Source organism: Streptomyces sp. GL_140, assembly GCF_057834465.1.
The window spans coordinates 4,449,405-4,475,312 of the sequence record NZ_CM174404.1 but is presented as its reverse complement, the minus strand read 5'-3'; the positions used below and the strand labels follow the sequence as shown (position 1 = coordinate 4,475,312).

The window sequence follows — 25,908 nt, the reverse complement described above, 5'->3', positions numbered from 1 at the left end:
CGCGGACGAACGACAGCGGATGACCTCACTCGGGGGGCGGCGGCACAACCGCCGCCCCCCGAGGGGGCGCCGTCGACAGACCTGACGCCAAGGAGACCCCGTATGCCGCGTGCAGCGACCACCCACCCGGCGGGGCCCGACGCGGCCACTGCCGGGGCAGCTCGGACCGGGGCGGCGCCCTGGGTCCTGGTGCGAGCCAATCTCGTCACCGCCCCGCCCCGCCCCCGACTCCACCACCACGAACTCGACGGCATCCAGCTGCTCCGCGACGAACGGCACCGGGAAGCCCGCGCACTGCTGGCCGAGCTCTACCCCCTGGGCGCCCGCGACCAGCAGCCCGAACTGCGCCGCGCGGCCGTGGCATTGGCCCGCCGGATCCAGCGCGACCTGGACTCCGCGGCGGCCCTGCCCGCCGTACCGCCCGCGCCCGGGGAAGAACTCCCCGAGGCCGTCCGGGCCGCGGCCGAACGATGGCGCACGGCCCTCGGCGTCGAACGCGCCGCCCTGGAAAGGCTCTCCGCCCTCGTCGATCAGCAACTCGCGGGTGAGCGGGCCTGGTTGTCGGCAACCCTGGCCGACCCGGCGCTCCAGCTCGCGGCCACCATGTCCAGCGCCTCGCTGGCGGCCACCGCCCGCCGCTACGCGGCTGCCGCGGGAGCGCCCGACAAGCAGCTGCGCAAGCGCGAACCCCGGCTGCTGCGCACCGCCGCGCGCGCACTGCACCGCACCAGCCCCTTCTCCCACTACACCGCCGTCGGCCTGGCCTGGGACGAGCGCCGACGTGGCGACCTGCCGCTGTCCGACGGCCCCCTCGACCTCGACCCCGCCACCGGCCTGGGCATCCGGCTGACCACCGATCTCGCCGCGCTGCACCGCCTGGTCCGCGCGCGCCTGGCCGCGCTGGACGGGGCCGAGCCGCTCGTCGCCGCCACCCTCACCGCCGACCACGGCACCACCGTCGCCTTCCAGCAGCCCGTGGACGACGCCGGCGGCCAGTCCCGGATCGTGGACGGCCGCAGCCGCACCGTCACCCTGCGCGCCACCCTCGCCGTCCGTGCCGTGCTCGGCGCGCTCACCGCCGGCCCCCGCACGCGCGGGGAGCTGGCCGCACTGCTCAGCGGCGGCGACCCCGAGCGGACCCCCCGCGCGGCCGCCCTGGTCGACCAGCTCCTGGCAGCAGGGGCGCTGCGCCGCTGGGACCCGGTGGACCCCGACGACGCCGACCCCGTACGGGCCGCCGCGGCCCGGCTGCGCGCCCTGGTGATCCCCGGCGGCGACGCGCTGGCCGACGACCTGGCCGCCATCGCCGACGCCACCGACGCCCTGCATCCGCACCGCGGCTCCGGCGACCGGGCGGCCGCCGTGGAAGCGCTCGCGCAGGCGTGGAGCGCCGCCGGGGCGACGCCCGCCCGGCCCGCCTACGAGGACGTGTCGGCCGCCCGCCCGGTGGTCTTCCCCACCGCGGCATGGGCCGAGGTCCAGGAGGACCTGGCCGCACTCACGGCCGTCGCCGACATCTTCGACAACACCCACATCGGACACGCGATCCTGCACCGCTCCCTCGCCGCGGAGGTCGGCGTCGGAGGCCTCATACCCTTCGCCGAACTCGCCCGGCGGCTCCCGGAGTTCCTGGCCGGGCAGTCCCTCGACCGCGACCGGCTCGTGGCCGAGGTCTGCGCCGGCTACCCCGCCGTCGCGAAGCTGGTGGAACTGCGCGCGCAGGCCGCCGCCGAACTCGCCGCCGCCGGCCGGGCCGGACAGCGCGAGGTCGTCTGGACACCGGCCAGGCTCCGCCGCTGGGCCGAGTCCGTACCGCCCGAACTGCGCCGCGAACGCCAGGCGCTGGCCTACTTCGTCCAGCCCACCGGACAGAACACCCGGCCCGACGGGGCGCCCCGGATCGACGGGGCCGTGCTCAACGCCGTGCACGACGGCTACGCCCAGATGACCTCCCGCTTCCTCAGCGGATGGGGCGACGGGGTCGTGGCGCGGATCCGGGCCCGGCTCGCCGAACTGCTCGGCCCCGACGCGGTCGAGCTGCGTCCCGTGCACGGCTTCAACGCCAACGTCCACCCGCCGCTGCTGGAGCGCTCGTTCACCACCACCGACCGGCCCGGCCCCGACGCGCCGGGCGCGGCCGTACTCGATCCGGCGACCCTGAACATCCGGGTCGGCCCCCACACCCTGAGCGCCGAGGACCCCGGCGGACGCCCCGTGCACCCCGCCTACTTCGGCTTCCTCGTGCCCTTCCTGCTCCCCGCGCGGGACGCCGCCCTCTACATGCTCGGACGCGGCCCGCTGGTCCGGATGGACCTCGGCGCGGACGTCGAGCGCGAGAGCGACCCCGAGTCGATCGTGCACCACCCGCGGGTGACGGCCGGCCGGGTCGTGGTGACCCGCCGGGCCTGGACCATGCCGGCCGGGGCGTTCCCCGTCCGCGGTCCCGGCGACGACGACACCACCGCCCTGCTCGCCATGGAGGCCTTCCGCCGGCGCCACTCCATCCCCGCCCGGGTCTTCGTCCGGGCCGAGCCGCAGGCCGAGGGCGCCTGGCAGCAGTTCGTGGCCATGCGCACCAAGCCCGTACCGGTGGACCTCCGCTCGATGCTCGACCTGCGCTCGCTCCCCGCCTGGACGGCGGGAGCGGCCCGGATCCGGATCACCGAGGCGCTGCCCGACACCGAGGGCCGCCCCACCGACCTGCTGACCGGCGACCGCTGCACCGAGTACGTCCTGGAGACCGTCGTGGCCCCCGGACCAGCCCCTCGTGAGGACTCATGACGAACGACCACAGCGCCGGGCTCCCCGTCCTGGTGATCTCCCACCACGCCGAAACCAAGCTGGACCTCAGCACCGACCTCGCCGCCGCGCTGCTGGCGGAAGGCGCGGGCACGGGCTCCGGGCTCGGCCTCGAACGGCACTGGCTGCACGGCCCGCACATCCGGGTCTGGGGCGCCGAGGACCGCTTCGAGGCCGTGGCCGCACGCGCCGGGGCCGTGCTCGGCCGCCACCGCTCGCCACAGCCGCTGGACGAGCCGACCCACCTGGCCCGCTCACAGGCCCTCGGCCGCGCCGAGCTCGTACCCGGCCCCTACGGGCCGCTGCGCCCCGACAACACCGTCGCGGTCGAGGAGCTGCCCGCCGAGCAGATCACCGGACTCATCGGCGGCGCCGGACTGCGCCTGAAGCAGCGGGTGATGGCCGAGTTCCTGCCCGCCCTCGCGGTGTCCCGGCCCCTGGGCAGCCTGCCCGGCGCGATCCGCGCCATCGCGCCGATGGTCGCGCTGGCCGCCGGCTGGCCGGTCGGCGGAGTGCGCTCCGGACACCTCACCTACCGCTCCCACCTGGAGGAGTACCTCCACCTCAACGACCCCGACGGACGGCTGCGGACCCGCTTCGCCGAGCAGCACGCACGGGTGTCGCCCGCCGTCGACCGGATCGTGGCGGACGTCCTCGACGGCATCGACGACGACCACCCGGACGGCGCCCGGCGCGGCCCGTACACCGGCGCCGACGAGACGACCGCCGCCTGGTCCGCGGCCTTCGGCCGCGCCCTCGCGCACGCGGGCGCCGCCGCCGGACGGGGCGAACTGGGCGAGGACCTCGGCTCCGGGTACGCCGCCCGCGCCGCCCGGCACTGGCCGGGGGAGCGGGCCCGCTGGGAGTTCGGCGCGGACCGCGGCTACAGCGAGTTCCACCGGACCCTGCGCGGCCTCGACCACCTGCCCGAACGCGTCCACGTCACCGAATTCGCCGCCTACCGCTTCGTCGTCAACCAGTTCCTGCGCACCGTCCCGCTCCTCGACGTCTCCCCCGTGGAGCGCTACTTCGCCGCGTTCGCGCTGTGCGACTCCGTCGAGCGACTGCTCGGCGTCGACTGGCGCGAACTCCTCGCCACCGGGGCGGAGGCCCACTCATGACCGCACCGTCCACCACAGCCCCCGACGCACCGTCCGCGACACCGTCCACCGCAGCGCTCGAAGAACCGCTCGACACACCGTCCGCCGTGCGGCCCGACGCCCCGCGGCTGCGGCCCGGGGCCCGGGTCCGGGCCGTCGAGGACGGGCTGGTCCTGCACCGCGCGGGCGGCACCGTGCGGCTGCGCACTGCCGCCGGCCTGCCCGCGCTCTGGCGGGCCGCCGGGATCGACCTCGTCAGCGGCCCGGAACCGGAGCGGGAAGGCGCCCGGCGGGCGCGGTCCGTGCTCACCCGGCTGCTCGACGAGCACGGCCTGCTGGTCCGCCGGGAGGTCGCCCCGACCGCAGCACAGACCGCGGCCCTCGCCACCGACGACGCCTGGCACGATCCCGCCGGTCTGCACTGGCTGCTCAGCGGCGCGCCGCAGTGGACGGACGCCGCCCACGCCGGCCTCGACGGCCAGGCCGACCCGGCCCGGATCACCACCGGCGCACCCGAACCGGGCCTGCTCCTGCGGGTGTCGGTGCGCGACGGCGCGGACCGGCCGGTCGCCGGGGCCGCCGTACTGGCCCACGGCGAAGGCGTCGCCGTCGTCGACGGAGCGGACGCCGCCGGAACCTTCACCCGCTGGACGCGCGGCCGGGACGACTTCGCCCCGCAGGCGCCGGGTCCGGTCGCCCCGGCCCTGGCGGCGGCCGTCGCCGTCCACCGGGTGCTGCGCGCCCTCTCCGGCCCGTCGCAGCCCCACTTGTGGCACTGCGTCACCCGCGAAGGCGTCCAGCTGCGGGCCCTGCCGGAGCCCGCCGACCTCACCCCCCGCACGCCGCGCCCGCTCGGCGCGTCCCCGCGCACCGCTCCGGACGACTTCGGCCCGGTCATCGACGCGCTGTCCTGCGACTGGGACCCCGAACTCGGCCCCTGGCGCGAGCCACACCCCGGCCGGCTCCTCCAGATGCCCACCGCCATGACCTCCTGCACCCTGCCCGCCACCGGCCCGTTCCCGCCCGGCGGGCGGACGGTGGTCGGCCTCGGCGACACCCACGACGCGGCCTGGGTGGCGGCCGCCCTCGGCGCGGCCCGGCTGGCCGCCGCCGCCGTCGCCCCGCCCGGCGCCCACGCGGTGGCCGGGCTCGGGGACCTCGGCCTGGTCGCCGACCTCGCCGCCCGCACCGCCGTGGCCCTGGCGCCCCCGGCCGCCGGGGCGCCGGAGCAGTGGCAGCCGGTCGAACCCCTTCCGGAGGCGGCCCGGATCCGCTGGGCGGAGGGCATGGCCGTACTGACCCGTTCCGCGCCCGCCGTGGCCCCGCCCCGCCTCGGCCGGGTCCGGCTGCACCGGGGTGGTCCGCTGCCCGTCGCCGAGGCCGAGCTGTGGCCGGCGGACGCGGCCGCGCCCGTCCTGCACCGGGCCGCGGCCGCCGACGAGGACACCGCCGTGGCGGAGGCGCTGCGCCTGGCCGCCGCCCGGACCCAGCTGCTGGCCGGGGACGGGGACGCCGACGCGGAACTCACCGCGGAGGTCGTCGATCCGCGCGCCGCCGCGCTCACGGCACTGGCCGGGGACGCGGACCTGGTGGCGCGCCTGGAGGCCGGAGAGCACGGGGCTCACCGGCAGGCCCTGGACCGCCTCGCCGCGGCGGTCCCGGGAACGACCGTACGCCAGCTGCTGGTCGGGCCCCGGTGGCAGGAAGCCGCCGTTCACGTGGGATGGGTAGGTACGACATGAGTCTCCTGGCAACCGAGTCGCCGACAGGCACTCCCCCGGCGACCGGGCCCTCGGCTACGGGTCCTTCGGCTACGGCCCCTTCAGTTACGGGCCCTTCGGCGACCGGGCCCTCGGCCGCCGGCCCGCGCTCCGTCGCCGCGCCCGCCCGGCAGCGGCTCCTGGACGAGCTGCGCACCTGGGCGGCCGGACAGACCCCGGCGCCGGAGGTCGTCGGCTTCGACGGATCCCCCGCCGAGGAGGCGAGCCCCCTCGACAACGCCGCCCGGGACCGGGGCCGCACGACCCTGGCGGCCCGCCTGATCGGCGACGTGCTCCAGCTCGGCCCGCTCCTGCCCCCGGACGGCCGGGCCTGCCTGCTCTGCGCGGACAGCCGGCACCGGGCCGTTCTCGACGACACCGGGCTCAACCCCTCCGAGACCGGGGCCGGTCCGGAGATCGCCGACGACCTCGGCCGCGCCCTGCCCGGGGCGCACTGGCTGCCCGCCCTGCCCGCCCTGCTCGACGAGCTCCACCAGCGCACCCTGGCCTGCGACGAGGCGACCGGCCGGCCCGTGCTCTGCCTCGACCTGGTCACCGGGACGCTGACCTGGCACCGGCTCACCCCGGTGGTCGGCTGCCGGGGCTGCGACCGCGGCGCCGAGGACCCGCAGCCCGGCCCCTTCGTGCCACGGACCATGAGCGGACCCGGGTCGCTGCGCTGCCAGGAGGTACCCGACGGGGAACGGCTGGAACGCCTGCTGGTGGACCACCGCTTCGGCCCCATGCGCCGCGCCTACCGCGACGCCTTCGCCCCCGGCGCACTGGTCGGCGTAGAGGTGGCCCTGCCCAACGTTCACCGGCGGCTGTGGGGGTACGGGCGCGGCGACGACCACGCCGACGCCCGGACCGTCGGGCTCCTGGAGGCCGTCGAGCGAGAGAGCGGCTGCCGCCCGCAGCGCAAGCACCGGCGGATCACCGCGAGCTACCGGGACCTGGGCGACCGGGCCCTCGACCCGGCCGTCCTCGGGCTGCCCGCCGCCGGGTACGAGGACCACCCGGCCACGATCCTCGACCCGTACCGGCCCGACACCGTCACCACCTGGGTGCCGGCCTGGTCCCACGCCGAGCAGCGGGAGGTCCTGATCCCGGAGCACGTGGCGCACTACGGGGTGCCCTCCCGCCCTGACCAGGCGATGTTCCTCTACGAGTGCTCCAACGGCTGCGCGGTGGGCTCCAACCGCGAGGAGGCCACCCTGCACGCGGCGCTGGAGGTGCTCGAACGGGACGCCTTCCTGCTGCGCTGGTACGCCCGCGAGGCGGCGCCGCCGATCGTCCCCGAGGCGCTCACCGACCCGACCGCGCTGCTCTTCCGGCAGCGGGCCCTGGCCGAGGGGTACAGCGTCCACCTCTTCGACGCGACCACGGACACCGGCGTGCCGGTGGTCCAGGCCCTGGCGATCGCCGCGGACCGTCCCGACGCCGCCAGCTTCTCGGCCGCGGGCGCCCACTTCGATCCGCAGCGGGCCGCCCGTGCCGCGCTGCTGGAGGTCGTCGTGATGATCCTGCTCCAGGGCAGGCGCCCCACCGTGGACCGGGAGCAGCGGCTGCGGATGCTGGAAGACCCCACGCTGGTCCGGGACATGGAGGACCACGTCGCGCTGTACACCCTCCCGGAGGCGCTGCACCGCTTCGACTACCTGCTGGATTCCGGCCTGCCCGCCACGGACCTGGGCGACCGTCAGGAGGCCTGGGAGCGCACCCGGCGCAGCGACGACCTGACCGGCCTCCTCACCCGGGTGCTGGACTCGATGACTGCGGCGGGGATGCCGCCGGTGGTCGTCGACCTGACGAGCCGGCGCGACGCCGCCCTCGGCCTGAGCACCGTCAAGCTCATCGCGCCCGGCGCGGTGCCGGTGACCTTCGGGCACGTCCACCACCGCACCACCGGCCTGCCCCGGCTGGACCGGGCCAGGGCCCGCACCGGACACCGCGGCGCGCCGTTGCCGCACCCGTTCCCGTAGGGCCCGCCGGCCCGCCGCCGCCCCCGCACCCGCCCCTGAGGAATCCCCCATGCCCACCACCACGGACACCACCACGGACACGACCGCGTGGGAGTCCCTGCACGTGTTCGCCCACGGCGACCGCAGCACCGCCGACCACCTGTACCTCGCCGCCGCCGCGGAGGGCCGTCGGGCCGTCGAAGGCGGGCTCGCCACCGGATGGTTCGCCCTGCGGTACTGGGAGGGCGGACCCCACGTACGGCTGCGGCTGCGCGACGCCCGGCCGGGGGCGGCCGACGCCGTCGCCGACCGTCTCGCGGCCCTCACCGGCACCCTTCCGGGTGCCGCGCCGCTCGACCCGGGCGCCTTCTACGCCCACACCGCCGACCCGGACGGGGCCCGGAACCTCGGCTGGCAGCCGTCCGGCACCGTCCTTCGGCCCGCGTACCGGCCGGAGACCGGGCGCTACGGCGGCCCCCGCGCGCTGCCGCTCGGCGAGGAACTGTTCCAGCTCTCCAGCGAGGTGGCCGCCGCCGTCCTCCCCGCCGTCCTGGCGGGCACCTCGCGGACCGGCGCCGCCCTCGGGCTGCTCGCCGGGCACGTCGCCGGTCTGCTCGACGCGGGCTTCGACGAGTACACCGTCGCCGCCGTGCTGCGCCGCTACGCGCTGTCCTGGGCCGCCCTGCCCGGGGCGCCCCGGGTGGACGTCGCGGCCGCCCGGTCCCGTGCCGAAGCGGAACACGACCGGCGGCCCGAGCAGTTCCGCGCGGCGGTGGACCGGCTGCGCGGCCGGGGCGGCGAAGCGGCCGGGCTGCCCGGCCGCTGGGCCGCCGCCGTGGCCCCGTACGCCCGTGGCCTGGAGGCCCTCGGCGACGACCTGCACCACGGTCCGTGGCCCGCACTGACCAGCCAGTGGCACATGCTGGCGAACCGGCTGGGCGTACCGGTCGCCGACGAGGCCTTCCTCTCCTGGCTCGCGAGCCTCGCGCTCGTCGGCGCGGACGGCCCCGACGCCATGCACGCGGGCGGCCGCAGCGCCGCCGGCGACTTCCTCCAGGCGGCCAAGTTCCGGCGCGGCGCCATGGACCGCCAGGCCCCCCGCAAGGAGACGGACCGCCCCGACCCGGCCGCGGCCCGCGACCTGCTGCCCGGCGCCCGCGTCCCGCTGCCGGCCGCCGACCCGGCCCGGCTCGCCGCCCCGGACCTGGCGGAAGCCCTCGGGCTGCGCCGCAGCGCCTACGGCCGCTTCGGCGGCGAACTGGACGCCGCCGACCTCGCCACCCTGCTCGGCCTCGCCGCCGGTGTCACCGCCACCGTGGACGTCGAGGAGGCCGGCCGGCCGGTACGGCTCGACCTGTACGCGCACCCCTCCGCGGGCGCCGTCCGCCCGGTCCTGCTCGACGTCGTCGTGCAGCGGGTGACCGGGATCGCCCCGGGCGCCTACCGCTACCTGCCCGGCTCGCACTCCCTCGCCCCCCGTACGGCGGTGGACACCACCGCCCTGCTCGCCGCCTCCCCGTACACCGAGCCGCGCGGGGGCGGGCCGCGGCCGGTGGCCGCCGAGGAGGCACCGGTCCTGCTGCTGCTCGGCGTCGCGCCCGCCGCCATCACCCCGCGGTACGGGCAACGCGGGATCCGCTTCGCCCTGCTCGAAGCGGGACACCTCGCCCAGAACCTGCTGCTCACCGCCACCGCCCTCGGTCTCAAGACCCTTCCGATCGGCGGCTTCTACGACGACGAACTCGCCGTGGCGGCCGGGTGGGACGGCGTGTTCACCCAGCCCGTCTACCTCGTCCCGGTCGGGGTGAAGCCGTGAACCGGACCGTGGACCCGGCAGCGGACCCCGCTGTCGACCCGGCTACGGGCCCGACCGTCGTAGCCGTTCCCAACCCCGACCTCCGCCGCCTCCTCGCGGCGCGCGGGCGGGACCACCGGTTCGTCGCCGCCGAGCACCGCGCGAGGGCACGGCTGGCCGTGGTGGAGCGGTCGGGCTGGCTCGTGGCCGGCGACGCCGCGCTCGCCGACGCCCACCGGCCCGTACCGACCGGCGCCCTGCCGCACCACGCGGCCGTCGCGGCCGGGCTGCTGCGGCAGCTCGACGGGGCCCGCCCCGGGGACTGGTACGCGCTCGACCTCGACGGGCAGCGGATGCGGGGAGGCAACGGTGCCCCGGATCTCGGTTGACCAGCGCATCCCCGCGCTGATGGAGGCGGTGCGCAGCGGTCGGCTGCCGCCGCGCCCCGCGCCGGGCCGCCCACCCGCCGGTCTCGGGGTCGGGGTCGGCCCCGCCGGTCTCCTGGTGACCGGCGGCCCCCGTACCTGGCGGCTCGGCGGCGCGGCGGGCACCCGGCTCGGCGAGGTCCTGGACGGCCGCCCGGCCGACGCCCGCGAGGCTGAACTGCTGCACGCCCTCGGCCTCTGGGAGCAGGACGACACCCTGCTGACCGGGGCCCAGGACGGCTCCTTCGACGACGCGACGGTACGGGACGCGGCCCTGCGGTTCTGCGGCCGCTGGGCCGCGACCACCCGACACCACTCCGGTGGAGCGGGCGTGGTCGACGCCTGGCGGCAGGTCCGGCCGGTCGTCGTCGGGGACTCCGCGCTGGCCCGGGAGCTGGTCCGGGAACTGGCGCGGAGCTGGCCCGCCACGACGGGGGCCCGGGAGCTGCTGCTGGTCGTCGACCGCGCTCCGGACCCGGCCGAGACCAGGCCGCAGCTCCCGGTGGGCGCCCGGGGCGGGACCGTCGCGGTGGGCCCCTGGACCGAGCCCGGCGAGACACCGTGCCCGACATGCGTCGCCCTGCGCCCCACCGCCACGGGCCCGGTGACCGGGGACCTCGCCCTGCTGGCCGCCCTCGCGGTCGCCGAAGCCGTCCACACCGTCGCCGGGATCGGCCGCGGCGCCCGCCCCGGCCTGGTGGTCGAGCACACCCCCGGCTCCGGCACCACCCGGGCCCACGGCCTCGGACCGGCCCCCGACTGCTCCCGCTGCGCGGGCCGGCCCGCCCGGCCGGACCGGGCCCGCGGCGCCGCCGAGGCCCTGCCCGCCGTGCTGCTCGCGGCCGCGCCGCCCCGCCGCTGGCGCGCACCGGCCGCGGAGGAGGTCCACTTCACGGAGGCCGCCGTCAGCCTCCAGCACGCGGTGCTTCCCGGCGAGCCGCTGACCGCGGACCTGGTGGCGCTGCCTGCGGAGCCCCGCTGGACCCGGTTCCTCGTCAGGGTCGCGGGCCGCCGGTCCGCCGACCCCGCGATCGACCGCTGGGCCCCCTCGGCGGGCAACCTCGGCGCGGGCACGCTGATCGCCCCCGGCCGCGACGGGGCCCTGCTCCTCCAGCCGCGGCACGCGTCGGACGATCCGGCCGCCCTCCAGGCGGCACGCCTCCCCGACGGGCTCTCCGGCGGGCTCCCCGATGTGCTCCCCGGCAGTGGCTTCGGCCTGGCCGTGGATGTCGCCCGGCTGGTGGGCAAGTACGGCGACGCCGGGCGGCGGATCGCCTCCGCCGAGGCGGGCGCGCTGCTTGCGCAGACAGTCACGGCGGCTTCGGCGGCCGGTCTGCGGGCCCGGGTCTCCGACGGCCGACTGCCCGAACTGCCCACCGGATTCCTGGGGTTCGGCGGCATCGAGGTCACACCTGGGCGCCGGCGGAGCCTCCTGGCCGAGGCCGGGCTCCGGGCCCGTCGCAGCCGGCGCGACCTGGGCTGGCGGCCCGCCGACCGGGGCTCCCTCGCGCTCGCCCTGCGCCGGGCCCGCGCCCGCGCCCGCGCCGCCGGGATCGACACCTCCGGCATCCGCCTGACACTGCTCGCACCCGGAACCACGGGCGACGTCCTCATGCAGCCCGACCTGCCCGGACGGGCCGCGCTCCTGCTGGCCCACACGGACCTCACGCTGCGCCCCGACCCCGGCGTCCTGCGGGACGCGGCCGCGCTGCTGGCCCTCGTCGCGCTCGCAGGCGGTGCGGCCGGCCTGGGCTCCTGCCTGGTGCACGGCATCGTCCCGGTCGTCGCCGCGGCCCGGCTCGGCGGGGGTCTGATCGACCGCGCGGCACTGATCGGCCTCCTGGTGGGGCACGAGATCGGAGAAGGACATGCCTGACCCCGCAACCCTGACGACGCCGACGCGGGTGGTGGTGCTGCGGCCCGCCACGGTGGCCGTGGCGACACCGGACGGCCTGTTCGTCCGCACCCTCCAGGGCGAACACACGCTCCGCGCTCCCGCCCTCGGCCGGAGCTGGCCGCGGCTGGCGGGCCACCTCGAAGCGGGCATCGGCCCCGAACGGCTGCCCCGTTCGCTCCTCGACGCCCTGCTCGGCACCGGGGCGGCCGTCCTGGTGCCCGCCCCCATCGCTTCCTCGGAACTGCCCTGGCACCGGTACGCCCTCGCCTGGGCCGCCGACCCGACGGCCGCGATCGACCGCATCGCGGCGACGGTCTGGGAACCGGTCGGCGACCGGGTCGAGACCGGCGCGGTACGGGCCGCCGCCCACGACTGGGGCATCGAGCGGCTCCTGCCCACCCGCCCCGGCACCGGACTGACGTTGTACGCGCACCGGGGCGGAGCGACCGCCGGGTTCCGGCTGACCGCGACGGGCGGCGGCCTCGTGGCCGAACGGGTCGGTCCGGACGCGGCGGCCGACCGGCTGCCGTCCTCCTTCGCCCCGCCCGTCCGCGCGGTGGCCGCCGCGGCCGTCCTGCACGCCGCGCTCGCCCTCACCTCCGGACCCGACGGATGGAGCTGGCCCGAGCTGCCGGTGTCCATCGACCCCCGGACCCTGACCATCACCGGCGCCGAAGGCTCCTCCAGCCGCTAGGAATCACCCCGTTGACCCTGACCACCGACACCGACCCCACGGCCACCGCCACCGCCACCGCCACCGCCGGACGGAAACTGTGGGACCTCGTCGCGAACGGCCGCCCGCAGGGCCGTCCCGTCTACGACCGGCCCGCCCCGGAACCCGGCCCCGCGCTCGGGCTGCCGTACCCGGGGACGGATCCACTGGTCGGCACCGAGACCCAAATAACCCTTTCCGCGCGGCAGTTGCAGCCACTGACGGCTCTCACCGCGATCGTCGACGGCACCCTCGGCCTGCGCCGGCTGGAACCCCGGGACCTGGTCGGACCGCACGCCGCCACCGCCTCCATCCGGGGCGTCCGCGTAGCCCGGCTCACCCTCGCCGCCGACGGACACCGCGCCGAGTACGACCCCGCGCGCCACGCCCTGGTGCCCGCGCGGGCCCCCTTCGCCCCCACGGGGCTGCGCCTCGAAGCGGATCTCCGCCGCGTCCCCGAGGGCTACGCTCCCGTGCGCGAGGTCGTCGGCCTCCTGGAAGCCGGGATGCACCACGCCACCGCGGCCTGGCTCACCGGCCTGCTGCTTGCCGAGTGGCGCCGCACCGGCGCCGAGTCGGCGCCCGGCCGCTCCCCGGTCTCCGCCTGGGACGCGCCCGGCACTCCGCCCGCCCTGCCCCACCCGGCCGCACCGGCCTGGCCGCTCGACCCCGACTCCTTCGCCCGCCCCTTCGGCGAACTGCTGGCCGGTCGCGGGGTGCTGGACGTGCTGTGCCGCCGCAGCGCCGGGCGGGGTCCGCTGGGCCTCGTACCCAGTCGCAGACCCGACCCCCGGGGACCGCGGGTGCTCCCCGACCTGCTGCGGGCGGCCGCGGCGGACATCGGGCTGTCGGCGTCGAAGGGCGCGGCGCTGCGGCTGGTGCCGGTCTCCCCTGACGCGGTCGCCGCGGCCTTCACCTATCCCGCGCACCGGGTGGACGCGGCCGCCTGCGACACCGGCTTCCTGCTGGTCGCCCGCCAGGACCCGGCCGCCGGACCCGAAGCCGTCCGCGGCGCCCTGCTGGCGGCCGGTGCCTGCTACCAGCGGCTCGCCCTGGCAGCGGGCGCCCACGGGTACTTCCTGCGGCCCGTACGCAGCGTCCGCGCGCCCGAACTCGCGGCCGCCGCACGGCTGGAGACGGACGAGACGATCCTGCTGACCCTCCTCGCAGGGCGCGGCCGGTACACCGAACTCTCCCTCCCCAGCGGCTACCCGCCGACCCGCTGACGGCGGCCGACCGCGAGACGGTCTAGTGCTGGTGGGAGCCCGACGGGGTCAGGGGCTTCGGGGTGGTGGGCGGCCGGCCCGGGTCCACCACGACGAACTGGCCCATCATGCCCTTGTCCTCGTGGTAGAGGAGGTGGCAGTGGTACATGTACGGGGTGTCCGGGTCCGCCGGGCCGTCGAAGCGAAGTGCGATGCGTACCGTCGAACCGGACGGGATGAAGACGGTGTCCTTCGGCCCGCGCAGCGGCGGTGGCGGGGCGGCGCCGTCGATGTCGAGGATGCGGAACTGGACGTCGTGGACGTGGAAGTTGTGCGGCATCCCGTCTTCGTTGCGCAGGGTCCAGGTTTCGGCCGTGCCGCGGGTGACCGTCTCGTCGACCCGGGACATGTCCATCTTCCGGCCGTTGATGCCGGACATCTTGAGCTCGAAGAAGCGGCTGCGGACCGAGTCCTCGCCGGTCGGGAGCGCCGACGTCACCAGCGCCTGCGGCAGCTCCGCGGTCGGCCTCAGGGTGGGCTCCGCGCGCAGTTGCATCACGTCGAAGGAGTCGTCGCCGCCTCCGAAGCGCTGGTTCCAGAAGTCCAGACCGGCGTCCAGCGGGGAGGAGCGCAGGACCGTCCGCTCACCGGACTGCATCCGCACGACTATCTCTGCGCGCTCCCCGGGCGACAGGCGCAGGCTGCCGGTGCTGTGCGGGGCTTCGAGGAGGCCGCCGTCCGAGGCTATTTGCCGGAACGTGCGGCCGTCGTCGAAGCCGAAGGTGTGGACGCGGGCGGTGGAGGCGTTCAGCAGGCGCAGCCGGACCAGTTCGTCCCGGACGGTGACGTACGGGTCCAGCGTGCCGTTGACCATCGTCCGGTCGCCGAGGAACCCGACGTTGCGCATGAGTTTGTGGCCGTGGTCGAACTTCGCGCCGTCGAAGGACACGTCCTGGACGATGACCGGTATGTCGTCGACCCCGTACGTCCTGGGCAGGGGCAGGGCCGCCGAGTCCGCGTCGTCCAGGAGGAACAGGCCCGCCAGGCCGCGCTGGACGTGCGTCTCGGTCGCGCCGTGCGGGTGGGGGTGGTACCAGAGGGTGGCGGCCGGCTGCTCGATCGTCCACTCGGGGGCCCAGCTGCCGCCCGCCGGCACCATCTGGTGCGGGCCGCCGTCCATCTTGGCGGGCAGGTGCATGCCGTGCCAGTGGACGGTGGACTCCTCCGGCAGCGTGTTGGTCACCTTCACCCGGACCTTCTCGCCCTTCGTCGCACGGAGGGTGGGACCGAGATGGCTGCCGTTGAACCCCCAGGTCGGTGTCTTGGCCCCGGGAGTGAACTCGGTTTCCCCCGCCTGCATGCGCAGGTCGAACACCCGGGTCCCGTCGGCTTCCACGGTGGACGCGGCGAGGGGCGGCACCGCGAGGGCGTTGCGGAAGTCCACCGCGCCGACGGTGGACACCTTGGCTCCGGTGTAGAGCCAGGTGAAGAGCGCGCCGATGAGGAGGGCGAAGCCCACCACGAGCGAACCTAATATCAGCAACGCCCGCTTCCAACGCGGCATTCGCTGCTTTCCGCCGGTCCCGTCCTTCACGTCTCTCCTCATGACCAAGACGCTACGGACGGTGCCCGCGACCCCACATCGGGGACGTACCCGGGGCCGACCCCGACAGCACCCCCGAGACGGTTCAGGGACGCGGGCCCCGACACACCCCCGGCAGACGACCTGGACGTGCGTGACCGTCAGCGCGCCTTGACGCGCCAGGGGCGGGGGCCGGACGGGAGGCCCTCGTGGCGGTCCGCCGACAGCGGGCGGGGCCAGTGGTGGTGGTAGCGGTCGATGACGTAGTGGTGGTCGTGGCGCCGGCCGCCCTGGCCGGGGCGGGCGTCGGCGAGGTGGGGGTGGTCCGGGGGCAGTTCGGGGTGGACGTGCTCGATCTGCGACGGGTCGCGGGCGGGCCAGAGGGCCGTCGCGGCGACGGCTCCGGCCAGGGCGATGAACCCCAGAACGGCGGCCGCGGCGGGAAGTCCGGCAGCCGCGGCGAGCCAGCCCGCGAGGGGGTAGGTGAGCAGCCAGCAGCTGTGGGAGAGGGAGAACTGCGCGGCGAAGGCGGCGGGCAGGTCCGCGTCGGCGGTGGAGCGGCGGATCACCCGGCCGCCCGGGGTCAGGACGGCGGAGCAGGCGGCGCCGATGGCGGCCCACGCAGCGAGGGCGGCGGCCCAGGTCCCGGCGCCGGCGCCCGTGGCGGTGAGCGCGGCCACGCCCGCGAGGACCACCGGGAGGCAGAACGCGGCGGGCAGCATGACGGCGCGGTCGGTGAACCGGCGCAGCAGGCGGGGCAGCAGCAGCGCGCTCAGCATGGACCCGGCGCCGTAGGCACCGAGGGCGAGCGAGACGGCGGTGGCGGGGCGGCCGAAGTGCCCCCGGACCAGGACGACGGTGTTGACGAAGACGACGGCCCCGGCCGCGGCGGCCGCGAGGTCGAGGGCGAGCAGGGCCCGCAGGCGGGGCGTGGCCCGGAACAGGCGCGTCCCGAAGGCGGCCTTGGCGTACGCGCCGCCGGTGCGCTCGACCGGGGCCGGCTTGGGCAGCACGGTCGCGGCGACGAGCACCGCGGAGGCGGCGAAGCCCGCCGCCGTACCGATGAACAGGCGGCTGTAGGAGACCAGGGCCAGCAGGGCGGCGGCCAGTGCCGGGCTGAACAGGCTCTCCAGGTCGTAGGCCAGCCTCGACATCGACAGGGCCTGCGTGTAGTCGCGTTCGGCGGGCAGCACGGTGGGGATGGTGGCCTGGAAGGTGGGCGTGAAGGCCGCCGACGCGGCCTGGAGCAGGAAGATCAGGACGTAGATCTGCCAGATCTGGGTGACGAACGGCAGGGCGAGCGCCACGGCGGCGCGGGTGAGGTCCATCGCCACCATCAGCGTGCGGCGCGGGATCCGGTCCGCGACCGCGCCGGCCAGGGGGGCGATGGCGACGTAGGCGGTCATCTTGATCGCGAGCGCCGTGCCGAGCACCGCTGAGGCGTCCTTCCCGGCGAGGTCGTACGCGAGCAGGCTCAGCGCGACGGTCGCCAGCCCGGTGCCGGCCAGGGCGATCACCTGGGCCGTGAACAGGCGGCGGTAGGTGCGGTTGCTCAGTACGGAAAGCATCGGTCCCGTCCCGGTCGGAGGCCTGGGGAGCCCTGGGGAAGCCCGGGGAGTCCTGGGAGACGACACCATCGTAGCCAACATGTGCGTACGCATGCACGCGTTTGGGCGGGGTCCGGTACGAGCGAAAGCCAGGACGGGAGGGGCGGCGGTCAGTCGTGGGGCGGGAGGGAGCCGAGCTGGTGGTCCGCGACGTTCAGGGCCTCGTCGACCAGCCGGCGCAGGTGCCCGTGCCGCAGGGCGTAGACCACGCGGCGGCCGTCCTTGCGGGTGGTGACCAGACCGGCCAGTCGCAGCTTGGCCAGGTGCTGGCTGACCGAGGGGCGGGCGGCCCCGCACGCCCGCGTGAGCGTGGTGACGTCGGCCTCGCCCCGGCCGAGCTCGTCCAGCAGCGCCAGACGGGTGGCATCGGCGAGGAGCGTCAGGACCGAGACCGCGGCCGCCAGCCGCTCACCCTGCTCCTGCGAAGGGTGCGCACCTGCCGGATCCGTGCTCGCGCTCATCCGCACATCGTAGGGCGGCGGGGCCCGGACCCGTGCATCCGTGCGCGCCCGTGCGCACAGGGCCGCCTCTCTCAATACCTAGGGCTTGATGTTCTGGTTGAGGTGGAACAGGTTCCCCGCGTCGTACTTCCGCTTGACCTCGACGAGGCGGTCGTAGTTGGCCTTGTAGTTGGCCCTGATGCGGTCCTGGTCGTCATCGGCCATGAAGTTGACGTACCCGCCCTCCTCCGAGTGCGGGGCCGTGGCCTCGTAGTAGTCGCGCACCCACCCGGTATTGGCCTCGTTCTCGGCGGGGTCCGGCCACATGCCGGCGATGACGGTGGCGAACGAGGCGTCCCGGTAGGCGAAGGCCGTCGCATCCGGCGCGACCCGGTGGCAGGCCCCGTTGATGGGGTAGATGTGGCACGTCGAGTTCACGGCCGGCAGTCGCGGCCCGTGCTCCAGGTGCGCCGCGATCGCGGCGTCGCTGAGCTCGGTCACGAAGTTGGCCTTCCAGTAGTGCTGGAGGCCGGGCGGTACGAGTGCGTCGAAGGCGCTGTTGAGCGCCGGGTACGGCATCGGCCCGACGTGCTCGGCGACCACCGGCGCGAACTCGTGGAAGGCCGCCAGGGCCCGCTCCCCCTGGTCCAGCGGCCCCGCCCAGCACGACACGATCAGGGCGAAGGGGTCGCCGTGCCGGTCCTCCGGGATGAACGGGAGCGGCGGGGCCAGTTGGAAGGCCGGGAACGCGCCGAGTTCCTCCGGCGCGTCGGCGATGTAGTCCGCGAAGGAGCGCAGCACGGTGGCGGCGTCGTCCAGTTCGAAGAGCATCGGTCCGCCGTAGATGTCCTTGACGGGGCTGAGCCTGAACTCGAAGGAGGTCACCGCGCCGAAGTTGCCGCCGCCGCCGCGAAGGGCCCAGAAGAGGTCCTCGTTCTCCTCCTCGCTCGCGACGAGGAGCCGGCCGTCGGCCGTCACCACGTCGGCGGAGATCAGGTTGTCGCAGCTCAGCCCGAGTCCGCGGCAGAGGTAGCCGATGCCGCCGCCGAGGGTGAGCCCGCCGACGCCCGTGGTCGAGATGATCCCCCCGGTCGTCGCCAGGCCGAAGGGATACGTGGCCGCGTTGAAGTCACCCCAGGTCGCGCCGCCTTCGGCGCGTGCCGTCCGCCGCTCGGGGTCCACGCGCACGCCGCGCATCGCGGACAGGTCGGCCACGACTCCGCCGTCGCAGGTGCCGAAGCCGGGCACGCTGTGGCCGCCGCCGCGTACCGCCAGGTCGAGCCCGTTCTCCCGGGCGAAGTCGACCGTCGCCATGACGTCGCCCGCGTTGGCGCAGCGGACGACGGCCGCCGGCCTCCTGTCGATCATGGCGTTGTAGACCTTGCGCGCCTCGTCGTAGGCATCGTCGTCAGGTGTGACGACCGCCCCGCGGACACGTTCACGCAACTGCTCGATCGATGGCTTGCCCATGGCGATCGCTCCTCGCGCTTCTGCCCTCCACGCGCCCTGCTACTGAGCCCGGACCCATTCCACGCTACGCCGATGGCGCTGGGCCTCAACCCGGGAGACAAGAGACGGCCTAGTCCTCCGCGCTCGGGCTGCTCTCCCCGTGGCTGTGCAGGACCTCGGCGTCGCTGCGGAAGCGGTGGGCCCAGTGGCGGCCGTCGAAGAGGCGCAGGCCCGGGATGTGGCGGGTCTCCAGGGCGAGGATGACGAAGGCCGTTCCCGCGGTGGCCAGCACGAGCCGGCCCTGGCCCGCGGCGGCCCCGATGGCGGCCGCGGCGAAGATGGCCCCGGCGGTGGTCACCCCGTGGACGAGGTCGCCCTGCGTGCGGTTCTGGCGGAAGACCAGGCCGCCTCCGATGAACCCGACGCCGGTGATGACTCCGGCGAGGGCGTTGGGCGCGCCGTCCAGGGCCAGGGTGGCCACCAGGGCGGCGCCGACTCCGATCATCGAGAAGGTCCGGTTGCCGGCCGCGGCCCCCCTCAGGGTGCGTTCGAAGCCGAGGAAGTACGTGAGGACGAACGCCACCGTGAGGTGGACGAGCGTGACGAGGGTGGAGGGGTCGGGCTGCCGGTAGTCCACCGTCACCGGCCGCTCTGCTCGGCCCGCCGGCGCGGGCAGCCGGGCAGGGCCGTGCCGGGACGGTCCGGGGCGTTCCTCATACGGCGGCCTCCATGCGCGGGGGACACGGCTGTCCGGGCCAGTAGAGCGCGCGGCGGACCGGTGGAGCCGTTCGGCACGCGAGAGAGTGCACGTCATGTCACCCACCGCACGCACCACCGCCCAGCGCTACCCCGAACGCGTCACCTACGACCGCGAGGCGGCGTACGCCATCCTGGACGAGGCCCGCCGCCCCAGCACCGAGGAGGCCCGGTACACCGCGGTCCTCACCATGCCCATCGAGGAGTTCTCGATCAAGACGCGCAGCGGCTTCGCCCGGGACGAGCCCAAGGACGACGCGGTCGAAGCCTGGGCGGGGTTCATCCCCTACGCCACCACCACCGGCGCCCCCGTGCCGGACGCCGTCACCGGCACCCGTTTCCCCGCCCCCGACCCCGCCCTCCTGGACCGGACGGTCAGCCGTGCTGGCCGGGCCGGTAGTCGCCGGCCGGCTGCTGGGTGATGACGTTGACCCGGTTGAAGGCGTTGATGACGGCGATCTGGGTCACCAGCTCGGCGAGCTGGTCGTCGTCGTAGTGCTTCGCGGCGTTCGCCCAGACCGCATCGGAGACCCCGCCGGCCGCGTCGGCGATGCGGGTGCCCTCCTCGGCCAGCTCCAGGGCGGCGCGCTCGGCGTCCGTGAACACCGTGGCGTCCCGCCAGGCCGCCACCAGGTGGAGGCGTACCGCGCTCTCGCCCGCGGCCTCGGCGTCCTTGGTGTGCATGTCGATACAGCCGGAACAGCCGTTGATCTGGCTCGCGCGGAGCATCACCAGCTCCCGGGTCGAGGCCGGCACGGTCGAGTCCGCGAGCGCCCTGCTCGCCGCGACGACGTGCTTCATGGCCTTGAGGGCGACGGGGCTGGCCATGAAGTTCAGACGAGCGTTCATCGTGTACTCCTCGGTTGTCTTTCGCTGTTGCCCTCTAAGACAGGGCATCCCGGCGGCCTGTGACAGGGGCGGGTGTGACCTACGTCATCCCGCCCGGAGGGGGCGGCCGGACAGGGCGGCTCGGGTACCCTGCTGGGCGTTGTGTGGATCTTGGACGGGCCGGGGGAACCGGCTCGACCGGGCTCCGCCGTAAGCGAGTTGGGGGTGGATCCGTGTCGGCATCGGCGAGCATGGTGGAAGAGGCCGGGTACCGGCCTCTGATGTTCTCCATCGCCTACGGGATGACCGGATCGGTGGGCGACGCCGAGGACATCGTGCAGGACGCCTTCCTCGGCCTGACCCGGGCCCACCAGGCGGGTACCGAGATCGCCGCGCCCAAGGCGTACCTGACCACCGCGGTGACGCGGCTGGGCATCAACCACCTGACCTCGGCGCGGGTGAGGCGGGAGACCTACGTGGGGAACTGGCTGCCCGAGCCGGTCGTCGTGAGCGAGGACCAGCCGGGTCCGGTCGAGCACGCCGAGCTGGCCGACTCGCTGTCCATGGCGTTCCTCGTGCTGCTGGAGGCCCTCTCCCCGATGGAGCGGGCGGTGTTCATGCTGCGCGAGGTGTTCGGGTACGACTACGCGGACGTGGCGCGGACCACCGGCAAGTCCGAGGCGAACTGCCGCCAGATCTTCGCCCGCGCCAGGAAGCACATCGCCGCGGCGGGACCGGACGCGCCCAGCGCCGCCGCCCCGGCCCCGGCACAGCGGGCGGAGGGCGAGGAGCTCGCCCGGAAGTTCTTCGAGGCCGCCGGGGGCGGCGACCTGGACGCGCTGCTCGGCATGCTGGCGCCCGAGGTGGTGTTCCAGGGCGACGGCGGCGGCAAGGGCCGGGCGGCCAAGCATCCGGTGGCCGACCCGCTGCGTGTGGGACGGCTGCTCGTCGGCGGGATCCGCCGGATCCGCACCTTCGGCGCCGAATTCCGGCCGGCCTCGATCAACGGCCGTCCGGGCGCGGTCTGGTACGACGCCGAAGGCCGTGTGATCAGCGTGCTCGAACTCGACATCGCCGACGGCGCGATCCGCTCGATCCACGCCATCTCCAACCCCGACAAGCTCGGCCACCTCGGCCCGGTCTCCGACCTGGGCCTGCTCTCGCACAAGTGACCGGTCGCTCCACGACCGTGACTCCGCGGCCCCTCTTGCGCGCGGGAACGGGCGCGGTGCGAAGGGGTGTTACGCCTCCACGGCGCCCCGGCGCCCGGCGGCCGGGTCCAGGGAGTCGACGTCCTCCATGAAGGACAGCATCCGGGCGTTGACCACGTCCGGGTGGTCGATCTGCGGTCCGTGGCCGGTCGCCGCGATGATCTCGGCGCGGGCTCCGGCCACGAGGCGCGGTACGCGTTCCAACTGCCGCTTCGGATGCACGAGCAGGCTGCGCTTGCCCAGGATGACGTAGAGCGGGGTCCGGATGGAGCGCAGCGCGTCCTCGGCCAGCGGCAGGGGTGCGGGGCGGCGGATCCGGTACGCGCGGGCGCCGAGCTGGATCCACTCGCGCATCTCGGGGATGGCGAGGACCGGCTGGTCCAGCCAGGCGGCGAGGCGCGGGCGCAGGGCCTTGGGGGCGAAGGTCGCGAACAGACTGATGAAGATCCAGACGAAGAAGCGCAGTCCCACCTTCTCCAGGCCGCCGGGGTCGAGGGCGGTGACCGAGGCGAGCCGCTCCGGGCGCCGGTGGGCCTGGTTGAGCACGAGCCAGCCGCCGTAGGAGGAGCCGACGAGGTGGACCCGGTCCAGGCCGAGCGCGTCGAGGGCCTCGTCCATCCACTGCGCGGCGCGCTCGGGCTGCCACATGGGCTCGCGGTGGACGCTGCGGTTCGCGTCGCCGGGGGTGTCGAGGGCGTAGACCGGGCGGTCGAGGCTGAGTGCGGGGGTGTTGGGGAACCACATGGCGGAGGAGTAGGCCGCGCCGTGGATCAGGACGATCGGCGTACGGGACTCGGCCGCGGGGTCCGTGGGCCCGTACCGGTAGACGTGCGTGGTGCCGAAGCTCGTCTCGACGTCCGTCTCGGAGCGGACGGGCGCCCCCATCGCGAAGAGGACGTCGGCGGCGGCGAAGTAGCGGTCGCGCAGGGAGTCGTTGACGTATCGGCCGATGTCGCGGCGTACGCGGTTCGTGTTCTCGGGCACGGCAGGCACCTCCGGGAGGATCCGTTCTTCGCGATACGACCGTATCACGATGTTGATACAGCGGTACCATGAAGGGGACCCACACCGACGGGCGGAGACCCCAGCACATGCCAAAGCGCGTGGACCACGAAGAACGCCGCACACAGATCGCCGAGGCACTCATCCGGGTCGCCGGACGGCGCGGACTGCACGCGGTCGGCATGCGCGACGTGGCAGCCGAGGCGGGAGTCTCCCTGCGCCTCGTCCAGTACTACTTCCAGACCAAGGAGAAACTGCTCTTCTACGGGCTCCAGCACCTGACCGACCGCTTCACGGCCCGGGTGGGCGCCCGGCTCGCCGCCGCCGGTCCGGCCCCCGGCCCGCGCGCGACGATCGAAGCGCTGCTGCTGGCCTCCCTGCCGACCGACGAGGAGAGCCGCACCTTCCACCTCCTCTACAGCTCGTACGCGATCCTGTCCGTGACCGACGAGGCGCTCGCCGCCCAGCCCTTCATCGACAACCCCGACGCCGCCGAGAACGCCCTGACCGGCCTGATCAACGGCGCCCAGTCCGCGGGCCTGGCCGATCCCGGCGCCGACGCACGCACGGAGGCGATCAGCCTGCTCGCCATGGCCGGGGCCATGGGCACCAGCATCCTGGTGGGCCAGCGGGGCCCGGAGTCGGCGATCGCCGTGCTCCGCCACCACCTGGACCGCATCTTCACCGTCACCCGCGCAGGGGCAGTTCCACCCGGACCGTGAGGCCCCCGGCCGGGCGGGGGACGGCGCTGATCCGGCCCTGGTGGGTCAGGGTGATGGCACGGACCACGGCCAGCCCGAGTCCGGAACCCTCGCCACGGCGCTCCGGACCTCGCTGGAACGGTTCGAAGAGGGCCGGGACCTCGTCCGGGTCCAGGACGGGCCCGGTGTTGGCGACCTCGACGAAGGCGGAGCCGCCAGCGGTACCGGTGCTCACCGTCGCCGTACCGTCGGGGTGGTTGTGACGCACCGCGTTGGTCAGGAGGTTGAGCGCGATCTGCCGGAGCAGGGAAAGGTCGCCCGCGACCGGGGCCGGCCGGAGGTCGGAGCCGATGCGGACGCCCGCGGCCCGCGCCTCCCCGGCCACGTCCGCCAGGGCTTGTCCGGCGGCGTCCGCGAGGTCGGCCGGATGCGGGGTCAGCCGCTCGCTCTCCCCGCGCGCCAGGGTCAGCAGCGCCGCGATCAGGCGCTCGGTCCGGGCGTTGGCTTCAAGGGCCCGCTCGATGGAGGGCATCAGGTCGGCCGGAACCCGGCCCTGGGCGAGCGGGATCTCCAGTGCGGTGCGCTGCAGGGTCAGCGGGGTGCGCAGCTCGTGCGAGGCGTGGGCGGTGAAGCGGCGCTGCGCGGTGAAGCTGTGGTCCAGGCGGTCGACCATGGCGTCGAAGGTGTCGGCGAGCTCGCGGACCTCGTCGTTCGGGCCGGTCAGGGCCAGCCGCTCGCCCAGCGCGCTGCCGGCGGCGATCCGCCGGGCCGCCGCGGTGACCTGGCTCAGGCGGTGAAGCGAGCGGCGGCTCGCCCACCAGGCGAGCACAGCGGCCAGCACGGTGAAGACGGCGAGCAGGAGCAGGGACCGCGTCAGGAGATCGTCGAGGACGGTGTGCCGGAAGTCCTCGAAGGCCTCGGCGGGACTGGTGGTCGCGGCGGGCAGGGAAGTTTCCTGCCCGGTGGCGGCAGGGGTGGGGACGCCGGTCGGCGTGAGCTCGGTCGTGGGCGTGGGCAGCGGGCCCTGCGACGGCTGGAGCGGGTCCACCAGATCCGCCTGGGGGACGACCAGCCCGCGGTTGGCCTCCATGAGGTCGCGGGAGCTCAGCCAGTTCAGCAGGAGCAGCCCGCAGCCCAGTACCGCGAACAGCGCCGTGGTCATCAGGGTCAGCCGGCCGCGCAGCGGCAGCCGGTGGCGGGTCACAGCCTGTACCCGAATCCGGCGTCGTGGGTGATCAGCGGTGGTTCGCCGAGCTTGCGGCGCAGGGAGTGCACGGTGACACGTACGGCGGTGGTGGCCGGGTCCAGGGCCGCGTCCCACAGGCTGTCCCGCAGCTGCTCGGTGTCGACCGGGGCCCCGTCGGCGGCGAGCAGCAGCTCCAGTACCCCGAGTTCCCTGGGTGTCAGCCTCAGGGGCCGGCCGTCGCGTTCGGCGATCCGGCGCACGGTGTCGAGGCTGACCCCGCGCCTGCTCAGCACGGTGGCGGCGCTGCCGGTCGCGGTGCGGCGGCCCAACGCGCGCAGCCGGGCGATCAGTTCGAGGTACGAGAAGGGTTTGGCGAGGTAGTCGTCGGCGCCCTGGCCGAGCCCGTCGACCAGGTCGGCGAGCGTCCCGGCGGCGGTGAGCATCAGGATCCTGGCGGGGTAGCCGGCCGTGTTCAGGGCCCGGCAGACGGCGTCCCCGCTCAGCTTCGGCAGGTCCCGGTCCAGGAGGAGGATGTCGTACTCGGCGGCGGCCGTCATCTCGAGCGCGCGGGCGCCGTCGTGGGCGACGTCGCACGCCATGCCCTCGGCGCGCAGCCCGTCGGCGAGCATCGCGGCGAGCTCCACCTCGTCCTCGACGATCAGTACCCGCATGCTGTTCCACTCACTCCGCTCGGCCGTGCCGGGCAGCCCCGTGCCGGCCTCTCCGACCGCGTACCGTCCGGCCGGCCGTCCGGCCCGGTGACGCGTCAGCCAAGGATGCCCCGGCCGCTGTGAGCCGGCGGTTAGGCACACGCTCACGGGTGGCTCACCGGGCGCTCCGTAGAACTTTCCGGAGCAGATGAGGACGTCCAGCAGGGAGAAGCGAGCGATGCGGACCGAGATCGTACGGACGACGGTACTGGCGGCGGCCGCCGTGACCGCGGCCCTGGTGATGAGCGGCTGCTCCTCACCGGCCCCGGCGCCCGATGTGGCGGGGGGCGACGGTACGGAGAAGAGCAAGCCGCAGGACGACAACGCGGTGCGGCGGGCCTGGGTGGACTGCATGCACCAGCAGGGGCAGAACAGCGTCGAGCAGGACAAGGAAGGCAACATCAGCTTCCCCGCCAGCGGCACCGGGGAGTCGTCCGGGACCGACGCCTACGACGCGGCGAGCAAGATCTGCGATGCCAAGGTGCCCGGCATCCACCAGGCCGTGCGGAAGAACAACGAGAAGTTCGTCGAGCAGGGCCGGGCGTTCGTCGCGTGCGCGCGCAAGAACGGGTACGCGGACATACCCGACCCCGATCCCAAGACCGGGCTCCTCGCCTTCAGCGCGGCCTCGTTCAACGCCGAGCGGTGGGACGCGATCCAACCGGCCTGCGGCAAGCTGCCGATGCCCGGCTACTCGATCGGCCAGTGAGCGCATGAGCAAGCCCGCCGGGCCCCCGGCTCCCGCCGAAGACTCACCCATCTCACCCGTCTCACCCATCTCG

22 protein-coding genes are annotated in these 25,908 nt (G+C 75.3%); 13 read left to right on the top strand and 9 right to left on the bottom strand.

Annotated elements, in window-relative coordinates; genetic code table 11:
* Positions 1 to 102 precede the first annotated feature (102 nt).
* From AC3IYJ_RS20875 to AC3IYJ_RS20835, 9 genes are read left to right on the top strand one after another with little or no spacing between them, the layout of a single operon-like run.
* Complete coding sequence (locus AC3IYJ_RS20875) at positions 103 to 2,781, top strand: lantibiotic dehydratase (RefSeq protein ID WP_489396304.1); 2,679 nt, start codon at positions 103 to 105, stop codon at positions 2,779 to 2,781.
* Complete coding sequence (locus AC3IYJ_RS20870) at positions 2,778 to 3,920, top strand: hypothetical protein (protein ID WP_489396303.1); 1,143 nt, start codon at positions 2,778 to 2,780, stop codon at positions 3,918 to 3,920. Before AC3IYJ_RS20875 ends, AC3IYJ_RS20870 begins: the two co-directional genes overlap by 4 nt.
* Positions 3,917 to 5,641 (top strand): hypothetical protein, encoded by a 1,725-nt coding sequence (locus AC3IYJ_RS20865; protein ID WP_489396302.1) that lies wholly within the window; start codon positions 3,917 to 3,919, stop codon positions 5,639 to 5,641. The genes AC3IYJ_RS20870 and AC3IYJ_RS20865 overlap by 4 nt, the downstream gene beginning before the upstream one ends.
* The gene (locus tag AC3IYJ_RS20860; protein WP_489396301.1) at positions 5,638 to 7,641 is read left to right on the top strand and encodes a TOMM precursor leader peptide-binding protein; all 2,004 of its coding nucleotides are present in this window, start codon (positions 5,638 to 5,640) and stop codon (positions 7,639 to 7,641) included. The genes AC3IYJ_RS20865 and AC3IYJ_RS20860 overlap by 4 nt, the downstream gene beginning before the upstream one ends.
* 49 nt (positions 7,642 to 7,690) lie before the next feature.
* A complete protein-coding gene (locus AC3IYJ_RS20855) occupies positions 7,691 to 9,436 on the top strand; it encodes a lantibiotic dehydratase C-terminal domain-containing protein (RefSeq protein WP_489396300.1) in 1,746 nt (581 codons plus the stop codon).
* Positions 9,433 to 9,804 carry a hypothetical protein gene (locus tag AC3IYJ_RS20850; RefSeq protein ID WP_489396299.1) on the top strand — a complete coding sequence of 124 codons (372 nt, stop codon included), beginning with the start codon at positions 9,433 to 9,435 and terminating at the stop codon, positions 9,802 to 9,804. Before AC3IYJ_RS20855 ends, AC3IYJ_RS20850 begins: the two co-directional genes overlap by 4 nt.
* Positions 9,785 to 11,716, top strand: coding sequence for a hypothetical protein (locus AC3IYJ_RS20845; RefSeq protein ID WP_489396298.1), 1,932 nt, complete (start codon positions 9,785 to 9,787; stop codon positions 11,714 to 11,716). Before AC3IYJ_RS20850 ends, AC3IYJ_RS20845 begins: the two co-directional genes overlap by 20 nt.
* Positions 11,709 to 12,431 carry a hypothetical protein gene (locus AC3IYJ_RS20840; RefSeq protein ID WP_489396297.1) on the top strand — a complete coding sequence of 241 codons (723 nt, stop codon included), beginning with the start codon at positions 11,709 to 11,711 and terminating at the stop codon, positions 12,429 to 12,431. Before AC3IYJ_RS20845 ends, AC3IYJ_RS20840 begins: the two co-directional genes overlap by 8 nt.
* Positions 12,432 to 12,442: 11 nt before the next feature.
* Complete coding sequence (locus AC3IYJ_RS20835; RefSeq protein WP_489396296.1) at positions 12,443 to 13,675, top strand: hypothetical protein; 1,233 nt, start codon at positions 12,443 to 12,445, stop codon at positions 13,673 to 13,675.
* A gap of 22 nt (positions 13,676 to 13,697) precedes the next feature.
* On the opposite strand, the gene AC3IYJ_RS20830 is transcribed toward AC3IYJ_RS20835, so the two are convergent.
* From AC3IYJ_RS20830 to AC3IYJ_RS20810, 5 genes are all read right to left on the bottom strand, one after another.
* Positions 13,698 to 15,260, bottom strand: a complete 1,563-nt coding sequence (locus AC3IYJ_RS20830; RefSeq protein ID WP_489396295.1) for a multicopper oxidase family protein — start codon at positions 15,258 to 15,260, stop codon at positions 13,698 to 13,700.
* Positions 15,261 to 15,397: 137 nt separating this feature from the next.
* A complete protein-coding gene (locus AC3IYJ_RS20825; RefSeq protein WP_489396294.1) occupies positions 15,398 to 16,804 on the bottom strand; it encodes an MFS transporter in 1,407 nt (468 codons plus the stop codon).
* Positions 16,805 to 16,953: 149 nt separating this feature from the next.
* Complete coding sequence (locus AC3IYJ_RS20820) at positions 16,954 to 17,304, bottom strand: ArsR/SmtB family transcription factor (protein ID WP_489396293.1); 351 nt, start codon at positions 17,302 to 17,304, stop codon at positions 16,954 to 16,956.
* Positions 17,305 to 17,382: 78 nt separating this feature from the next.
* Positions 17,383 to 18,753 carry an FAD-binding oxidoreductase gene (locus AC3IYJ_RS20815; protein WP_489396292.1) on the bottom strand — a complete coding sequence of 457 codons (1,371 nt, stop codon included), beginning with the start codon at positions 18,751 to 18,753 and terminating at the stop codon, positions 17,383 to 17,385.
* Between the two features lie 109 nt (positions 18,754 to 18,862).
* Positions 18,863 to 19,375 (bottom strand): MgtC/SapB family protein, encoded by a 513-nt coding sequence (locus AC3IYJ_RS20810; RefSeq protein WP_489396291.1) that lies wholly within the window; start codon positions 19,373 to 19,375, stop codon positions 18,863 to 18,865.
* A gap of 169 nt (positions 19,376 to 19,544) precedes the next feature.
* Between AC3IYJ_RS20810 and AC3IYJ_RS20805 the strand changes: the two genes are divergently transcribed.
* The gene (locus AC3IYJ_RS20805) at positions 19,545 to 19,910 is read left to right on the top strand and encodes a hypothetical protein (RefSeq protein ID WP_489396290.1); all 366 of its coding nucleotides are present in this window, start codon (positions 19,545 to 19,547) and stop codon (positions 19,908 to 19,910) included.
* Here the strand turns inward: AC3IYJ_RS20805 and AC3IYJ_RS20800 are convergent.
* The gene (locus AC3IYJ_RS20800; protein ID WP_489396289.1) at positions 19,864 to 20,337 is read right to left on the bottom strand and encodes a carboxymuconolactone decarboxylase family protein; all 474 of its coding nucleotides are present in this window, start codon (positions 20,335 to 20,337) and stop codon (positions 19,864 to 19,866) included. The two genes, AC3IYJ_RS20805 and AC3IYJ_RS20800, sit on opposite strands and share 47 nt — an antisense overlap.
* 230 nt (positions 20,338 to 20,567) lie before the next feature.
* On the opposite strand from AC3IYJ_RS20800, the gene sigJ reads away from it, so the two are divergent.
* Positions 20,568 to 21,488 carry an RNA polymerase sigma factor SigJ gene (sigJ, locus tag AC3IYJ_RS20795; protein WP_489402874.1) on the top strand — a complete coding sequence of 307 codons (921 nt, stop codon included), beginning with the start codon at positions 20,568 to 20,570 and terminating at the stop codon, positions 21,486 to 21,488.
* A gap of 69 nt (positions 21,489 to 21,557) precedes the next feature.
* Here sigJ and AC3IYJ_RS20790 read toward each other — a convergent pair whose 3' ends face one another.
* On the bottom strand, positions 21,558 to 22,511 hold the full coding sequence (locus AC3IYJ_RS20790; RefSeq protein ID WP_489396288.1) for an alpha/beta fold hydrolase: 954 nt from the start codon (positions 22,509 to 22,511) through the stop codon (positions 21,558 to 21,560).
* Positions 22,512 to 22,618: 107 nt separating this feature from the next.
* Here AC3IYJ_RS20790 and AC3IYJ_RS20785 point away from each other — a divergent pair, with 107 nt between their 5' ends.
* Positions 22,619 to 23,251: a TetR/AcrR family transcriptional regulator gene (locus tag AC3IYJ_RS20785; protein ID WP_489396287.1), complete on the top strand. Its 633-nt coding sequence runs from the start codon at positions 22,619 to 22,621 to the stop codon at positions 23,249 to 23,251.
* On the opposite strand, the gene AC3IYJ_RS20780 is transcribed toward AC3IYJ_RS20785, so the two are convergent.
* Together AC3IYJ_RS20780 and AC3IYJ_RS20775 are read right to left on the bottom strand one after the other, a co-directional pair.
* A complete protein-coding gene (locus AC3IYJ_RS20780) occupies positions 23,217 to 24,434 on the bottom strand; it encodes a sensor histidine kinase (RefSeq protein WP_489396286.1) in 1,218 nt (405 codons plus the stop codon). The genes AC3IYJ_RS20785 and AC3IYJ_RS20780 overlap by 35 nt on opposite strands.
* On the bottom strand, positions 24,431 to 25,087 hold the full coding sequence (locus AC3IYJ_RS20775; protein WP_489396285.1) for a response regulator transcription factor: 657 nt from the start codon (positions 25,085 to 25,087) through the stop codon (positions 24,431 to 24,433). Before AC3IYJ_RS20775 ends, AC3IYJ_RS20780 begins: the two co-directional genes overlap by 4 nt.
* A gap of 217 nt (positions 25,088 to 25,304) precedes the next feature.
* Here AC3IYJ_RS20775 and AC3IYJ_RS20770 point away from each other — a divergent pair, with 217 nt between their 5' ends.
* The gene (locus AC3IYJ_RS20770; RefSeq protein ID WP_489396284.1) at positions 25,305 to 25,835 is read left to right on the top strand and encodes a hypothetical protein; all 531 of its coding nucleotides are present in this window, start codon (positions 25,305 to 25,307) and stop codon (positions 25,833 to 25,835) included.
* Positions 25,836 to 25,908: the final 73 nt, after the last annotated feature.

Bases quoted from the DNA above. Each gene is read 5' to 3' on its own strand.
- AC3IYJ_RS20875 (WP_489396304.1), top strand. From the start codon at position 103: ATGCCGCGTGCAGCGACCACCCACCCGGCGGGGCCCGACGCGGCCACT.
- AC3IYJ_RS20870 (WP_489396303.1), top strand. From the start codon at position 2,778: ATGACGAACGACCACAGCGCCGGGCTCCCCGTCCTGGTGATCTCCCAC.
- AC3IYJ_RS20865 (WP_489396302.1), top strand. From the start codon at position 3,917: ATGACCGCACCGTCCACCACAGCCCCCGACGCACCGTCCGCGACACCG.
- AC3IYJ_RS20860 (WP_489396301.1), top strand. From the start codon at position 5,638: ATGAGTCTCCTGGCAACCGAGTCGCCGACAGGCACTCCCCCGGCGACC.
- AC3IYJ_RS20855 (WP_489396300.1), top strand. From the start codon at position 7,691: ATGCCCACCACCACGGACACCACCACGGACACGACCGCGTGGGAGTCC.
- AC3IYJ_RS20840 (WP_489396297.1), top strand. From the start codon at position 11,709: ATGCCTGACCCCGCAACCCTGACGACGCCGACGCGGGTGGTGGTGCTG.
- AC3IYJ_RS20830 (WP_489396295.1), bottom strand. From the start codon at position 15,260: ATGAGGAGAGACGTGAAGGACGGGACCGGCGGAAAGCAGCGAATGCCG.
- AC3IYJ_RS20825 (WP_489396294.1), bottom strand. From the start codon at position 16,804: ATGCTTTCCGTACTGAGCAACCGCACCTACCGCCGCCTGTTCACGGCC.
- AC3IYJ_RS20820 (WP_489396293.1), bottom strand. From the start codon at position 17,304: ATGAGCGCGAGCACGGATCCGGCAGGTGCGCACCCTTCGCAGGAGCAG.
- AC3IYJ_RS20815 (WP_489396292.1), bottom strand. From the start codon at position 18,753: ATGGGCAAGCCATCGATCGAGCAGTTGCGTGAACGTGTCCGCGGGGCG.
- AC3IYJ_RS20805 (WP_489396290.1), top strand. From the start codon at position 19,545: ATGTCACCCACCGCACGCACCACCGCCCAGCGCTACCCCGAACGCGTC.
- AC3IYJ_RS20800 (WP_489396289.1), bottom strand. From the start codon at position 20,337: ATGAACGCTCGTCTGAACTTCATGGCCAGCCCCGTCGCCCTCAAGGCC.
- sigJ (WP_489402874.1), top strand. From the start codon at position 20,568: ATGGTGGAAGAGGCCGGGTACCGGCCTCTGATGTTCTCCATCGCCTAC.
- AC3IYJ_RS20785 (WP_489396287.1), top strand. From the start codon at position 22,619: ATGCCAAAGCGCGTGGACCACGAAGAACGCCGCACACAGATCGCCGAG.
- AC3IYJ_RS20775 (WP_489396285.1), bottom strand. From the start codon at position 25,087: ATGCGGGTACTGATCGTCGAGGACGAGGTGGAGCTCGCCGCGATGCTC.
- AC3IYJ_RS20770 (WP_489396284.1), top strand. From the start codon at position 25,305: ATGCGGACCGAGATCGTACGGACGACGGTACTGGCGGCGGCCGCCGTG.